The sequence below is a fragment of the Kiloniella laminariae genome (genome assembly GCF_027214005.1).
Classification (GTDB): domain Bacteria; phylum Pseudomonadota; class Alphaproteobacteria; order Kiloniellales; family Kiloniellaceae; genus Kiloniella; species Kiloniella laminariae_A.
This window is the reverse complement of record NZ_JAPWGY010000004.1, coordinates 239,676-253,370: the sequence shown is the minus strand read 5'-3', so window position 1 is coordinate 253,370 and position 13,695 is coordinate 239,676. Positions and strand designations below refer to the sequence as shown.

The window sequence follows — 13,695 nt, the reverse complement described above, 5'->3', positions numbered from 1 at the left end:
TTTCAAACAGTTTATCAACGAACAACCAGTGCAGCGTCCTGCCTGGATGAAATATACGAGATTCCAATGAAAAAACTTCTCTCGGGCTTTTGGGCCCTGGCTATCCTGTCCCTGTCCTCCCTTGTCTCCGCCCAGGATTATCATGCCGGTGACATCATGATCAAACACCCCTGGGCCCGTGCAACCATTGGGCAGGTGAAAAACGGTGCTGCCTTCCTGGAGCTGAACAACATGGGAGCAGAAGATGACACCCTGATTTCAGCAGAAGGTAACGCCGCCAAGCGTATTGAACTCCACACACACATCATGACAGACGGTGTGATGAAGATGCGTCAGGTCGAAGGCGGGGTCGTGATTAAAGGCAATGATACGACCGAACTCAAGCCAGGTGGTTTTCACATTATGATGATGGGACTGACAGCCCCGCTCAAGGAAGGAGATACCTTCCCGCTTACACTTACTTTTGAAAAAGCCGGCAAGGTTGATATTGAGGTAACTGTTCAAAAAGCTGGTGATATGGATAAACAAAGCGACAGCGACCATTCCTCGCACTAGCCACTGATGACTTCCCGGGGCAGGATGACAATTCCTGGCCCGGGAACATTATTTGGGAAAAAGGGTAACAGGCTCAAGGGTTTTCCATAACCAGTTCAAAGTCGTGTATTCCAAGTGACTTGCCATTGGCAAAGAGCTCTACGGAATGTCGACCAGGATAATATTTTCTTGTTGTGATCGGCTTGATACCGTGACGTTTTCTGGCAACCTTTCCAGCACCGGCTGCCAAAGAAAAAGATTGCCATTTGAACACCTTGGCACTCGTTGTCCCATTGGCTTTTTGATGATGAATAGCAAAGTCAATCATCAGGTTTTGGGCCAGCCTCCCTGTCGAGGTAATTATAGCCTCAAACTCCAGCGCCTGACCAAGAACAACCCGTGGCGTCAAGACCTGAAATCTTTCCAGACTGACCTCAGGCTCCCCAAAGCCCAGTGCCGCCAGTGCCCCCTTATGCCCGTCCTTCACCAGACTACGACAGGCATGACGAACCAGCTTTTTTCGATTTTCGTCAGCACTCTTCATCCAGCGCTGTGCCAGCTCTGCAACCAGATCCGGATGATCCTTGGCAATATCGTTCAGATTGTTGGCAACAGAACGGCGAACGTATTCTTCTGGATCATCCTTGAGCCCTTCCAGCAAGGGAAGCAACGGTGCTGGATCAGAGACAAAACCTGACAATCGCATTCCCCACGGCAGACGAGGCCGGGAACCCTCTGAAACCAGCCTGCGGACATGATAATTGGGATCACCAACCCAGCTTTCCAGCGCCTCCAGTGTTTCTTCCCGATGCGAAACAAGAAAGTGCCGGATGGCAAACTCCGAACTTGAACGCTTTGTCATTTCCCTTAACGCTGCCAGGGAAACCTGGAGATGTTCCTTGCCATACCAGGCCATATAATCGCACAAGGGCATTACCATCCAGCCCGCAAGGCCACTTTTGTCAGACCTTTGATCCGCAAGTTCCTGTTCCGTCTCCGGGTGGAGGCACGCCAAAAGTATTTCTCTCGCTTCAAGAAAGTCTTCAGGCAGATACCGTTTAAGCGTTCTTGTAATATGCTCAGACCGCTGTTTCAGCTCGAGCGTCTGCAAGTTCTCCAAAACCTCGGCCAGAAAGCTCTCCCGGTCGAAAATTTCATAATTTCTTTTGAGGTTATCAGCGAGGAATCCGATTTTCTCGGGATTAAAAAAGACATCCTTAAAGGCTTCCATCTTCTTCCTTATACAACAGTGTTTCACCAGACAGCTTAACCTGTTCTACACCAGCACTACTGACAGTTTATGTCAGGATGCAGTCAAAAAAGGCGTGTATTGTACAATGATCCGAAAGCTGTCTTCACAGGCTTGTGACCCCGTTTTTGCCCCGCTCTTTTGACAAAAGAGGTATCATCTCCCGATCCCTCAACATTTTCAGCAAAAAAGGAAAAAGGCATGAGCAGCACGCAACGAAAGTTTCTGAGTAGCCTTGCCTCGTTTTCCCTTCTCCTGTTCGGGCTGGTTCCACTGTCACTTCAGGCTGCAGAAGATCAGCCCCATATTGATCACCTTATCAAACACTGGGAAGATACTCCTCAGAAACAAGGCTTGCTCACTGTCTTGCTGGGTGAAGCCGAAATCGCACGTACACATGCAGATTACGCGGCAGGTGACCTGCAAAATCTTGATGGCATGCAATTACATGCTGGGCATGTCCTGCACGCTCTTGACCCAAGCGCCCTGCCCAAAGGTCCGGGTATGGGATACGGCTTGATCAAGTCAGCAGAAGGGGTTGCCCTGCACGCCCAACTGGCCACGGAAGCAGAAAGCGCCACAGATGTTATCCGGGTTTCCGGTATCATGATTTCTTCCATAGGGCGGAATACAGCAGTCCGTGCCCAAAAGGCAAAAGAGCTGGCGCAGCTTGTCATCGAAGCGGGTGATGCAGAAACTACAGCTCCCTACGCCGTGGAACTGCAAGCACTGACCAGCGCCATCATCAGCGGAGAAGATCTTAACCTGGATGGTAAAATCGTCTGGTATCACAAGGAAGGTGGACTTGCCGTAGCCAGCGCCCAGATAGAAGTCATTACAGCAGAACAAAACCAGTAACACCCCGAGAGCAGGACCTATCCTTGCCTTAAAACTAAACTGCCGGGGAAACGGTCCCGGCAGTTTGGTTTTCGTTCAACCAGCGCATCTCTTATTCTGGTATGGCTGTATCAAGCGGCCTTCCTGTTCACATTGCGAATAAAGAACAACACAAACAATGCCAAGGCTCCCAGATGAACCATCCAGCCCAGAGGCCAGAGAAGTACGCCAGCAAAAACAAGGGAAATCCCGCGTTCGAGCCAGCCCAACTTCTGTTCCATATACCCTTGAATTGCCCCGGTGAACGCATATAACCCCACCAGAGAGAACCCGAAGATCATCAGGACCTCATGCCACTCTCCCCCTAGAAACGGCGTGTAGGCAAAGAGAAGGGGAACGATATAAAGCCCCTTGGCAATCTTCCAGGATTCCAGACCTGTCGCCATCGGCGGCGTCTTGGCAATGGCCGCTGCAGTAAAGGCTGTCAGACACACCGGCGGCGTCACGTTGCTGTCCTGTGACAACCAGAAGATGATCATATGAGCAGAGAGCAGGGCATAAACCAGTACTTCTTTGCTCAGCGTCGCTTCACGAAGCGTATTGACCAGATCAGGAGGTACCAGGGCGAGTAACTCTCTGGCGGCCTCTGTCGACATGGGCAAACCGATTTCAGCAAGCCTTTCTGGTGTCGCCAGCATAAAGATGGCCTTCGCCCCCTCGGGCAGGGTACCTGACGCCACCGCATCAACCAGCATGCCATCAGAGATCAGGGCATAAAGTGCCGGAGCGGAAAGCGTTCCTAACACGATATAGGCTGCCGTCACAGGCAACCCCATTCCCAATACCAACGAGGCCAGACCAATCAGGATCATTGCAATGATCAGGTTCCCTCCAGCCCATTCATTTATCATAAGGGAAAAAATATTACCGATACCTGCCGTCGCAATAACGTTGACAATCAACCCGACAGAACAGAGCAGAATAGCCGTCATAACCATGTTGCGCGCACCAAGCGCCAGGGCTTCAAAAACCGCTTTCGGTCCCATTTTGTTTGGCGTTAACCAGGAAGCAACAACAACGCCGATGATCGCAATACCTGCGGCATAAGTTGGCGTGTAACCATAAATTAGAAGCCCAATCAGCAGTGTGATGGGCAAAAGGAAGGGAAGCCCCCCTCGCTTTAAAACCTCCAGCGCAGTTTCGGAGCTTCCGGCAACAACCTGCACATTGTTTTTTTTCGCTTCAATACGGACAAAGAAAGCAACAGAAACAAAATAGAGAATGGCAGGAAGTGCCGAGACAGCAATAATCGTTGTATAGGGGATTTGGGTGTAGCTCGCCATTACGAACGCCCCTGCCCCCATTATTGGCGGCATCAACTGCCCGCCAGTCGAGGCCGCAGTTTCGACACCGGCAGCGAACTTGGCCGGGAAGCCTGCCTTTTTCATCAGAGGAATGGTAATCACGCCGGTCGAGGCTGTATTCGCGACAGCAGAGCCTGAAATCGTACCTGTCAAACCAGAAGCAAGAACAGCAACCAACCCTGGCCCACCAACGGTGCGTCCGGCAACAACCTGGGCAAGATCTATGATAAAATCACCCGCGCCTGAACGTACAAGGAAGGCACCGAAAAGAATAAACATGAAAACAAACGAAGAGGAAATCAGGGCTATATTGCCAAACAGGGCATCATCACCATAGATACTGCGAAAGAGTACTCTTTCGGGAGGAAGTCCCCCAAACCTGAAGACGCCGTCGATCAGTTGTCCCCACCAGCCAATATAGGTAAGGGCAAGAACGATCAATACAGGAATGATCCAGCCGGTAGTGCGACGGGTGAATTCTATTGCCACGAGGATCAGAAGTGTACTCGCGATCAGTTCCTCCAGCACCATATCAACGCCACGTGCATAGATCGCATCTTCCATCGCGACGAGATATATTGCAGAAAAAGCACCGGTTAGCCCCAAAAAGATATCGGTAATAATACTGAATTTGCCCTCTCCCTTGCCAAACATGGGATAAATCAAAGCTCCCATCAGGACAAAACCGGAGAAATGCAAGGCGTTCTGCCACAAGCTTGGAATTACGGCAAAAACGTTAAAGTAAATATGCATCAGGGAAATCACGACACCGAGACCAAACACAGCCTTGCTGGTCCACATCCCCTGCCCGCGGATCGTTATTTCCTGCTCCCCAAGTTCCGTTTCCGGGCTCTGGGGATCTGATTTTTCTGCTTCTTGTGACATGATGACCCCGAATACAAGCAATAGTTATGGAACAGGCGCTCGATCACTCGAACGCCTGCAACCTATTGTGAAATTAGCCTAAGTCGCTTATTGAGCGATCAGACGTGCAGGAATTTCAATTCCGGCTTCCTTGAAGTACCGTGCAGCACCGGGATGCAGGGGTACAGGCAGACCAGCCAGAGCTGTTTCCAGGCTCATAACTTCTGTTGCTTTGTGAATTGCATTCAGGAAAGGCAGGTTTTCGTAAATGGTTTTCGTAATCTGATAGACGGCTTCTTCGTCAACATCATCCCGCACTGCCAGAAAGTTCGGCTGGGCAATGGTCACGATATCTTTTTCCTGCCCAGGATAGGTGCCTGCCGCAATGGTATAAGGTGTCCAGAGTTCCAAACCACCATCAGCTTTGGCTGCCTGCTCTGGTGTAAAGCCAAGAAGAGTAACCTTGTCCCCCATCGCAGCCATTGCTTTGGTGACAGCACCCGCAGGGACACCCGCTGGTGTTCCCATTCCGGCAATCTGGCCATTCTGCATCGCATCAGCACTTGGCCCATAACCGACATGAACAAGGTTATAATCAGTCTCGATATCGATTCCTAGGTTCTTTAACAGAACTTCGTTAGAACCAATCGTGCCTGAGTTTTTCTTCCCCATGGACATGCCCTGGCCTTTCATGCCGACCAGGTCGTCAACTGTTCCGGTTTTGGCATATTCTGAAAGCACCGTGAACTGTTCGACGTTCTGCCATAACATCGTTACGGAACGCATGTTTTTCTGCGGGCCATCCTGTTCAATCGGGCCTGTGCCTTTCCAGGCATAATAGCCATAAAGCCCCTGTAGAATACCGAACTGGGCTTCATTATCCCGCAGCATTTTGATGTTTTCACCAGAACCAGCAGAGTTAATCGCGGACATGCCGATTTTCTCTGTCGGCTGGAGCTTGACCTTGACCAGTGTAGAGATAGCAACACCGACTGGATAATAGGTTCCACCCGTGCTGGCTGTTGCCATCAAATAGTCGCGTTCTTCCTGGGCATTGGCCCCTGTAGAAAAAGCGCTACAGATCGCAGCAACGGCCACAGCTGATTTAAGTGTCTTTAACATCTTCATTTAAAGCCTCCCTTGGCATTATTTTTATAACCGCGATATCGACTGGATCCGACAGAACAAAATTGGATACAGACTTCCTCATCTGTTCTGATGGTTCCACTGAAAATCTTTTTCTAGTCTACAAGCTGAAAACAGACATACAAACAGTAAAGTCCAGCTCTTTCACCGGGAAACATCGCAAGAGTTGCGCCAACTTACCTACAAGTCAACTATTTGAAATATATTGATTTTATCCAAAATTCTATATTGACATGGCAAAGTTCCGCCGAGGAACAAAGATATGGCAGGCAAAAAACCGCCTATTTCACTCGGGAATATACTCTCTTACAAAACTGGAACAGAGAATATGGTGCTGCAGGTCAGGCCGAGCAGGCGAAAGAACGTTCGGCATAAGCCACAAGGGGGAATTTTACAATGAAACAGGCTCCTCCATCTTTCATATTCTCCACACGAATATCTCCGCCAAGATCCTGTACAATCCCATAGCTGATTGACAATCCCAGCCCCATTCCTTCTCCAACTTCCTTGGTGGTGAAGAAGGGATCAAAAAGCTGATCCATGTTGCTTATATCAATCCCGGGGCCACTGTCCTCAATCCGAACCAGTGCGTATTTCTCATCTCCGGCCAGGATAACCTTGATTTTTTTTTCGGACGCAAGACGCAAGGCGTCTGCTGCATTACGCAACAGATTTACAAAGACCTGTTCCAGACGAACCACATCGCCTTTCACCTGTGTTTCTGGCCCCGTATCCTCAAAATCAATAACAACACCATCCTGTTCGCAAACCGCCTGCATAAGCTGGATCGCCTTACTCAAGGCGACGCGCAAATCCACTTCCTGAAGCTCAACCGGAGCCTTGCGTGCAAAGGTTTTCAACTCACCGGTTATCTTTGCCATTCGCTCGGTCAGGGAGGAAATTTCTGCAAGAGATTCTCCCAACTGCTCGCGCTTGCCCTTGTTCAACAATACCCGGGCACTTGCCGTGAAGGTCCTGATGGCGGCCATAGGCTGATTGATTTCATGGGCTATTGCTGCAGACATTTGCCCAAGGGCTGCCAGTTTTCCCGTCTGCACCAGATCGCTTTGTATTTTCAACAGCCGGGTTTCCGTGCGTTTTCTTTCTTCAACCTCAACCCGCAGCATTTCGTTAATCGCCTCGATCCTGTCAGCTTCACGCGCCCGTTGTGCCGAAAAGAGTTTTTGCCGACGTTCCCGAATAAAAAGCCCGCCGGTAAGGCAAAGAAAAAGCAACACACTGCCAATCAGGAATACAGTGTGTTGACGCTCGGTAATATAGCTGAAGGGAGCCAGATAAAGGATTTTCCACCCCGGCTTCCCCCCCGGACCTTTCTGTACTAGAAAACGCTGACCATCGATCTCGAACACTTCTTCGCCGAAAACCTTTAGCCTTTTCAGAGCAAGAGGTGCCAGATCAGCCCCCGCAAACTGCCGTTCGGATCTGATCCGCTGCATTGCATCCCGATCGATAAGTGAAAGGGACCGATACCGCCACTCGTCCCGGCTGGACAGGAAGATAACCCCGTTTTGATCCGTGACAATGACATGCTCTCCACCATCGTGCCATTGCTGCTGGAGGGGTCGCAAATCAACCTTGACCACGATCACACCACGGGCACCTTTGGTATCATCCGGGACAGCATGGGACATGAAAAATCCAGGCACTCCCGTTGTCGCTCCAACGGCAAAAAAACCTGACTCTCTCCCTTCTATCGCATCCTTGTAGTAAGGGCGAAAAGCATAGTTGTGTCCGACAAAGCTTCTATCTTCCAGCCAGTTTGAGGCAGCCAGGGTCGTGCCCTGTCTGTTCAGGACGTAAAGTACGTCAGACTCTGCTTTCTGGTTGGTCGCACTCAAGGAACGATTGACCGATACCGCCAGCCCGGCCCGCCCGTCTCCCGCCGTTAAAAGCTCCCGGATGTCCTCATCCCTTGAGAGGACAAAAGGCAGATATCGGTGTTTTTCCAAAGCACTGTGCAGGGTCCCATGATAGAGTTTAAGGCGATCAACAGCCACTTGCGAGAGTTCTCTGGCCGAGGTGTACCCCATCCATTGCACAACACTAATAACCAGAACAGCCCCAACCGCCAGAGCCCCCAGCCAGGGGGCAAGTACTTTCAGGGAGATATGTCTGTAGGGCAGAAACATCAAAACTCCGATAACCCGCCGACACCCCGAAGAGGATGCCATCTGATACGCATCAAATCACAGAATACAACAGCAGGCTATTTCTTGTGAATAATCTGGTCCAGCGCAGAAAGAAAACGGGAACGGTCCTGTTTGGTAAAAGCGGGAGAGTAGCTCCTGATTTCTCCGCTTTCACGTAAGTTGGTCATGAGGTCACGAACGGCCAATGTCATCCCCATGCTTTCTTCTGTGAAAATTTTTCCTTTGGGATCAAGAACCTTCGCCCCCTGCTTCACACAGCGCGATGCAAGGGGGATATCTGCCGTAACAGCAATATCCCCCGGCTTGATGTTATCGGCGATCCAGTCATCGGCAACATCCAGTCCCTCGGGCACCACCACTGAGTTGACCAGCGGGTGACGCCCATACCTCAACCAGCTGTTGCTCACCAGATGGATCTGCAGGCCGTGCCGTTCGGCAACACGGATAACTTCTTCCTTCACCGGACAGGCATCACCATCCACATAAATTTCCATTGGTGACTAGCTCCTCTGTCCTTAAGCCGGAGATCATCCGGATGTCTGGTTACTTTTTACCAAAGCCCAGTTCATGTTTCCACCAGTTCGGCAAGGCAAAGGCACCTTTGTGAACGGCAGAGTTATAATGCTTTCCATCATGTTCCCGATAAGGTTCGCCATAGCTGTGACCATCCTTGGTATAGAGGAAGAAACCGAATTCAGCCCCCGGATACATCGGAACAATCGAACGGTAAACGTTGATGTGAGGGAAGAAACGACCACTGCGCATGATCTCCAGCAGGCTCTGCTCTTCATCGCTCGAGACCTCTTGCAGGAAACTGATCCGGTCCTTGCCAATAAACACACTGTCAGAATCAACGCAGACACCATCGTCCTTCAGTACTGCAACAAGCTTGTGGAGGAATTGCTCGGTGAAGAGGCTGGCTGAAGGACCGACCGGTTCGGTGATATCCATAAAAATAAGATCGAACTGTTCGCCACGTTCCAGCGCCGCATCAACATAGAGGGCAGCATCCTGACAAACGAGCTCAACCCGGGGATCGTCATAGTTGCCATTAACCCCAAGGTATTCGTTACTCAACTCGATAACCCTGCGGTCAATTTCGGCCATTACGATTTTCTCGACCGATTGATGCACCAGCAGTTCACGCAACAGACCCCCATCACCGCCGCCAATGATCAGCGCACTGAGCTTGTCTTTTTTGCGCCCCAACACGGGGACATGCACCGCCATCTCGTGATAGATAAATTCATCCGCTTGCGAAGCCTGAATCAAGTCATCCAGAACTAGTACACGCCCGAATTTTTTATGATCATAAATGTCAATTTTCTGAAAAGGGCTCTGCTCACTGTGGAGAAGCTCCATCTTCAGGGCATGGGTGAAATCCATTTCGCCGGCCTCTTCATGCCACCAGCTGCCGTAATCATTTTTACCTTGCCCCATTACAAACCCCTCACATTTCACGGACCGATTGTCTCAACCGGTACTCTGCGTCCAATCGGCACGAGAAACATGCCGTATCCAATATAGCCTTGCTGCTCCAGACTGTCTCGTTACGATTGCTCGCTTCAGACAAGCTGAAAGACTTTTCGCTAAAAACACCCACCTGTCACAGGGTATTTCCCGATACAAAACGGCCCCAAACAATAAGCAAAAATGGCCCTTATTCCCAGAGCCAATTCATGCTTCATATAGACATCCATGCTCATAAAGGTTTTCCCCGATGTCTACAATCATTCCCATAACGTCCTCTGTAAACACCTCCCGTTTGAATGTTCATGGACAGCCCATTGGTCCGGCGCTGGACAGCTGGATTCCGCGCAGTTCCCCTCCCCAGACATCAATGGCAGGAACCTATTGCCGCCTGGAAATACTTTCTGCCGAAAAGCACGGCCAGGATCTCTTTCAGGCAAATACCCTGGACACATCAGGGAAGAACTGGAGCTATCTCGCTTATGGCCCTTTTGAGACTCTCGCAAGTTATCAGGACTGGATCAGAGAAATTGCCTCGACCAATGACCCGCTGTTCCATGCTATAATTGACCAGAGCAATGGAAAGGCAGTGGGAGTTGCCAGCTATTTACGCATTACCCCTTCTGTCGGCAGCATTGAAGTGGGGCATATCAATTTTTCTCCCGCGTTACAGCGGAATCGCATGGCGACCGAAGCCATGTATCTGATGATGAAGCGGGTTTTTACCGAGCTGGGCTATCGCCGTTATGAATGGAAATGTGATGCACTCAACGCCGGATCAATAGCTGCGGCAAAACGGCTGGGCTTCACCTTTGAGGGCGTTTTCCGACAGGCAACAGTCTATAAAGGACGCAACAGGGATACTGCCTGGTTTTCAATCCTCGACAAGGAATGGCCAGCGCTGGATCAGGCCTTCAAACAGTGGCTCGCACCTGAGAACTTTGACGTCGATGCCAACCAGAAAATCAGCCTTTCTGCCTTAACAACGAAAGCCTTGGAGCAAAATGAGGGGTAGGCCTCAGGAAACTATTCGAACCAGCTCGACGTTCGGTCCAGATCTTTTTTGTTCAGTGCCTCCAGAGGAACAGTCGCATCTTCAGCAGGATGTCCTGTTACAATGATCATCACCGGCTTTTCATGTTTCGGACGCCCCAGAAGCTCGCGGAGAAAGCCCATCGGGCTGGGCGTATGGGTCAGGGTTGCCAGACCCGCATTATGCAAAGCGGTAATAAGGAAGCCACAGGCCAAGCCCACAGATTCCTGAATATAATAATGTTTGATCTTGTCGCCCGTCTCTGGGTCCAGGTCATAATTTTGCTGAAACACAACAATCAGATAAGGTGCAATTTCAAGAAAAGGCTTGTGCGGATCAGTGCCCAATGGCTCGAGATCTTTCAACCACTGTTCACTGGCTTTACCGCTATAAAATTCTCTTTCTTCGATCTCTGCTGCTTCTCTTATTTTGCGCTTCATCTCCGGATTGCTGATCACAGCAAAATGCCAGGGCTGCTTGTTCGCACCAGATGGCGCCAGTCCGGCAGTGGCAACCGCTGTTTCAATGACAGCTCTGTCAACCGGCTTGGAACAAAAATCCCGAATCGTGCGCCGCCCCTCCATAAGCTCTTTGAAGGACTCTGCCCGTTTTTGCATTTCCTCTGCTGAATAATCAGGCAAACCAGAGAAAGGAACACATTTGAACACAGCTGACATTTGAAGGGGTACTCCTACAAAAGGGTAATTCCGGTCAAAATAGGGTTCTCACGTGACAGATCGTCACAGGATTCGAGCCAGTACAGCCGCTATCAGCCTTAGAATTCGCAGACAGACCTCAACCGGGGAGTGATTACTGCACTTGTACTCGACAAGTCTACATGCCGGAACAATACAGCGAAAGCAGGAAAATCTCTGTTCGGAAGAGCCGCTCGGCTTGCTGCTTAAACAGAAAAAGACCCCCGAAGGAGTCTTTTTCGTTGGCTGGGGCGGCAGGATTCGAACCTGCGCATGTCGCTACCAAAAAGCGATGCCTTACCGCTTGGCCACGCCCCATCAGACGTGAAAGGGAAGATACTCAGCCAACCGAGGAAGTCAATGGATTTATATCAATTTCAGACGAATCGTTCTCTGTTATATTTTGATTGGATTTAACAGATCTTTACCTCTTTTAAACCAGAATGCTTTACCCATTGCCCTCATAACGATTATCCTTGAGTGCAACACTTCTAAAATACGTTCTGGATTATCGGGATTAACACTGCCAATCATGGCCCTTCAAAGAAAGATATCCAACTTTCACTGGGTCTCACCAAAGCCAACAGGGAACTGGAATTGATGAGCGACGACAAGCTTAAGTCAACGGACGAAAAGCCAACAAGCCGCAAATCGCGCCAGCCGACAAAGCGCAAGTCAACGGGAACGTCGAAAGCCGGTTCCCCAGCCAAGAAGGTTGTCGCAGCGAAGGCATCGAAAGAGACCCTGGAGAAAACTCTGGAGAAAAAAGAAACCGGCACCCCCCGGGAAAAAACTGTTTCGTCGGCAAAAGCAAAAGATAAAAGCACGACGGCTGCCCCGAGCAAAACAGAAGAAAAAAAGAGTGATCTGAAGGCAGATAGTGCAGATAAACCGGGCGCTGGCTCAGGAGCGTATTCTGAGACAAACAAGACACGGGACACGAAAAAAACAGCAGAAGAGAAAGCGGCTACAACGGACGAAAAGCAGGCCCCGACCACCCAGAGCCCACGTAAAATCAGAACCTTCACCAAGATGGCTGCTTTTGCTGCGATTTTGTTTTTTGCTGTGTTGTTTGTTTATTTCTATGCTCAGGATGTTCAGCTTGCCAAAGAAAAGGCCCCGTCCTTGCCACTTGCCGCGACCGAGACTCCCAACCTCAATGCCAGCTCACCTTACGGAATGCGGGTAGAGCAGCTCAAGGAAATAGAAGAGCTCCTTGCCGTAATGGATATCAATACAGGGGCGATCGACGGAAAGGTCGATCACGAAACAGTCGCGGCCATCAGTCAGTTTCAGGAAATGTCCGGTTTAACTGTCGATGGGCAGCCCAGCCCAGGACTGCTTGAAGAACTCAAGGCTGTTAACACACTCCTGAACTCGCAATGATCAACTGCTGACTTTACCGCAAGAAGGTTGGCGCCACCCACCAACCCGGGTTCTCTACAGATAAAGTTGTGGCTGCGCTTTCTGCGTCTTCTGCTGTGTCAAAAAGCCCATAGCAGGTTGCCCCACTGCCTGACATGGCCGAGAAAAGACAACCATGGCTCCCCCGCAATTCGGTGAGCACCTCACTCACAATCCCTCTTTGAGAAATTGCCGGTGCCTGCAAGTCATTTGGAGTATTTTCGAGATAGCCGATAAGCTCAGCCAAAGCTGGAATAGCTGATGGCTTCCCTGAAGCAGGCATAAAATTGCCTTTGAGGGCTTTGAAAACACCGGGTGTGGAAACCGGAACGCCAGGATTGACCAGTACGGCAAAAAGCTTGGGTAATTCCGGTCCGGGTGTAAGGACCTCTCCAATACCTTCCATCCAACGGCAGCTGCTGCTCAGGCACACTGGAACGTCAGCCCCCAATTCAAGTGCCAACGACGTCAAATCACTTTCGGGAAGATCCGCTTCCCACAGTCGCAACAACCCCCGTAGCGCCGCAGCGGCATCAGCCGATCCCCCACCGATACCGGAAGCAACGGGGAGATTTTTTTCAAGCCGGATAACAGCGCCCGGTACTGTCTGACTCGCGCAATTCTTACCAAGCTGTTCTTGCAGTTTTCGGGCTGCGGCTAGCACCAGATTATTAGGATCTGTCGTGAGACTGGATGCAAAAGGCCCGGTGATCTCCAGACTCAGGTCTTCTGCCGGGGAGAAGCGCAGGTAATCACCCACCCCGGCAAAGACAACAAGGCTCTGCAACATGTGGTACCCATCAGAACGCTTGCCTGTTACCTGAAGCGTAAGATTGATTTTGGCCGCTGCAAACTCGGTAATGTATTCCATAGAGCCAGCCACTATCGCTCCACCTGATCTCGATCAGTACAGACCAACCTCATCCAG

At 50.5% G+C, this 13,695-nt stretch carries 12 protein-coding genes and 1 tRNA gene; 4 read left to right on the top strand and 9 right to left on the bottom strand.

The genetic code is table 11. From position 1 onward, the window contains the following. Positions 1–66 precede the first annotated feature (66 nt). Positions 67–555, top strand: a complete 489-nt coding sequence (locus tag O4H49_RS13630) for a copper chaperone PCu(A)C (protein ID WP_269423984.1) — start codon at positions 67–69, stop codon at positions 553–555. Positions 556–628: 73 nt separating this feature from the next. Here O4H49_RS13630 and O4H49_RS13625 read toward each other — a convergent pair whose 3' ends face one another. Next, positions 629–1,765: a DNA alkylation repair protein gene (locus tag O4H49_RS13625; protein ID WP_269423983.1), complete on the bottom strand. Its 1,137-nt coding sequence runs from the start codon at positions 1,763–1,765 to the stop codon at positions 629–631. A gap of 219 nt (positions 1,766–1,984) precedes the next feature. On the opposite strand from O4H49_RS13625, the gene O4H49_RS13620 reads away from it, so the two are divergent. Next, entirely contained in the window at positions 1,985–2,641 is a 657-nt protein-coding gene (locus tag O4H49_RS13620; RefSeq protein WP_269423982.1) for a hypothetical protein, read from the top strand. A gap of 110 nt (positions 2,642–2,751) precedes the next feature. On the opposite strand, the gene O4H49_RS13615 is transcribed toward O4H49_RS13620, so the two are convergent. The 5 genes from O4H49_RS13615 to O4H49_RS13595 form a co-directional block, all read right to left on the bottom strand. Next, positions 2,752–4,869 carry a TRAP transporter permease gene (locus O4H49_RS13615; RefSeq protein WP_269423981.1) on the bottom strand — a complete coding sequence of 706 codons (2,118 nt, stop codon included), beginning with the start codon at positions 4,867–4,869 and terminating at the stop codon, positions 2,752–2,754. Positions 4,870–4,956: 87 nt separating this feature from the next. Further along, complete coding sequence (locus tag O4H49_RS13610) at positions 4,957–5,976, bottom strand: TAXI family TRAP transporter solute-binding subunit (protein ID WP_269423980.1); 1,020 nt, start codon at positions 5,974–5,976, stop codon at positions 4,957–4,959. Between the two features lie 359 nt (positions 5,977–6,335). After that, the gene (locus O4H49_RS13605) at positions 6,336–8,144 is read right to left on the bottom strand and encodes a sensor histidine kinase (protein WP_269423979.1); all 1,809 of its coding nucleotides are present in this window, start codon (positions 8,142–8,144) and stop codon (positions 6,336–6,338) included. A 77-nt stretch (positions 8,145–8,221) separates the two neighbouring features. Beyond that, complete coding sequence (locus O4H49_RS13600) at positions 8,222–8,659, bottom strand: YaiI/YqxD family protein (RefSeq protein WP_269423978.1); 438 nt, start codon at positions 8,657–8,659, stop codon at positions 8,222–8,224. 49 nt (positions 8,660–8,708) lie between these two features. After that, on the bottom strand, positions 8,709–9,605 hold the full coding sequence (locus O4H49_RS13595) for a hypothetical protein (protein ID WP_269423977.1): 897 nt from the start codon (positions 9,603–9,605) through the stop codon (positions 8,709–8,711). Between the two features lie 280 nt (positions 9,606–9,885). Here O4H49_RS13595 and O4H49_RS13590 point away from each other — a divergent pair, with 280 nt between their 5' ends. After that, complete coding sequence (locus tag O4H49_RS13590; protein WP_269423976.1) at positions 9,886–10,650, top strand: GNAT family N-acetyltransferase; 765 nt, start codon at positions 9,886–9,888, stop codon at positions 10,648–10,650. 11 nt (positions 10,651–10,661) lie between these two features. Here O4H49_RS13590 and O4H49_RS13585 read toward each other — a convergent pair whose 3' ends face one another. Both O4H49_RS13585 and O4H49_RS13580 read right to left on the bottom strand, forming a co-directional pair. Continuing rightward, positions 10,662–11,345: a nitroreductase family protein gene (locus tag O4H49_RS13585; RefSeq protein WP_269423975.1), complete on the bottom strand. Its 684-nt coding sequence runs from the start codon at positions 11,343–11,345 to the stop codon at positions 10,662–10,664. A 261-nt stretch (positions 11,346–11,606) separates the two neighbouring features. Beyond that, a tRNA-Gln gene (locus O4H49_RS13580) sits at positions 11,607–11,681 on the bottom strand. Between the two features lie 282 nt (positions 11,682–11,963). Here O4H49_RS13580 and O4H49_RS13575 point away from each other — a divergent pair. After that, positions 11,964–12,749 (top strand): peptidoglycan-binding domain-containing protein, encoded by a 786-nt coding sequence (locus O4H49_RS13575; protein WP_269423974.1) that lies wholly within the window; start codon positions 11,964–11,966, stop codon positions 12,747–12,749. A gap of 13 nt (positions 12,750–12,762) precedes the next feature. On the opposite strand, the gene O4H49_RS13570 is transcribed toward O4H49_RS13575, so the two are convergent. Beyond that, positions 12,763–13,638 (bottom strand): 4-(cytidine 5'-diphospho)-2-C-methyl-D-erythritol kinase, encoded by an 876-nt coding sequence (locus O4H49_RS13570; RefSeq protein WP_269424056.1) that lies wholly within the window; start codon positions 13,636–13,638, stop codon positions 12,763–12,765. Positions 13,639–13,695: the final 57 nt, after the last annotated feature.

Excerpts from the sequence above, each read along its gene's own strand:
- O4H49_RS13630 (WP_269423984.1), top strand. The coding sequence starts at position 67 with ATGAAAAAACTTCTCTCGGGCTTTTGGGCCCTGGCTATCCTGTCCCTG.
- O4H49_RS13625 (WP_269423983.1), bottom strand. The coding sequence starts at position 1,765 with ATGGAAGCCTTTAAGGATGTCTTTTTTAATCCCGAGAAAATCGGATTC.
- O4H49_RS13620 (WP_269423982.1), top strand. The coding sequence starts at position 1,985 with ATGAGCAGCACGCAACGAAAGTTTCTGAGTAGCCTTGCCTCGTTTTCC.
- O4H49_RS13615 (WP_269423981.1), bottom strand. The coding sequence starts at position 4,869 with ATGTCACAAGAAGCAGAAAAATCAGATCCCCAGAGCCCGGAAACGGAA.
- O4H49_RS13610 (WP_269423980.1), bottom strand. The coding sequence starts at position 5,976 with ATGAAGATGTTAAAGACACTTAAATCAGCTGTGGCCGTTGCTGCGATC.
- O4H49_RS13605 (WP_269423979.1), bottom strand. The coding sequence starts at position 8,144 with ATGTTTCTGCCCTACAGACATATCTCCCTGAAAGTACTTGCCCCCTGG.
- O4H49_RS13600 (WP_269423978.1), bottom strand. The coding sequence starts at position 8,659 with ATGGAAATTTATGTGGATGGTGATGCCTGTCCGGTGAAGGAAGAAGTT.
- O4H49_RS13595 (WP_269423977.1), bottom strand. The coding sequence starts at position 9,605 with ATGGGGCAAGGTAAAAATGATTACGGCAGCTGGTGGCATGAAGAGGCC.
- O4H49_RS13590 (WP_269423976.1), top strand. The coding sequence starts at position 9,886 with ATGTCTACAATCATTCCCATAACGTCCTCTGTAAACACCTCCCGTTTG.
- O4H49_RS13585 (WP_269423975.1), bottom strand. The coding sequence starts at position 11,345 with ATGTCAGCTGTGTTCAAATGTGTTCCTTTCTCTGGTTTGCCTGATTAT.
- O4H49_RS13575 (WP_269423974.1), top strand. The coding sequence starts at position 11,964 with ATGAGCGACGACAAGCTTAAGTCAACGGACGAAAAGCCAACAAGCCGC.
- O4H49_RS13570 (WP_269424056.1), bottom strand. The coding sequence starts at position 13,638 with ATGGAATACATTACCGAGTTTGCAGCGGCCAAAATCAATCTTACGCTT.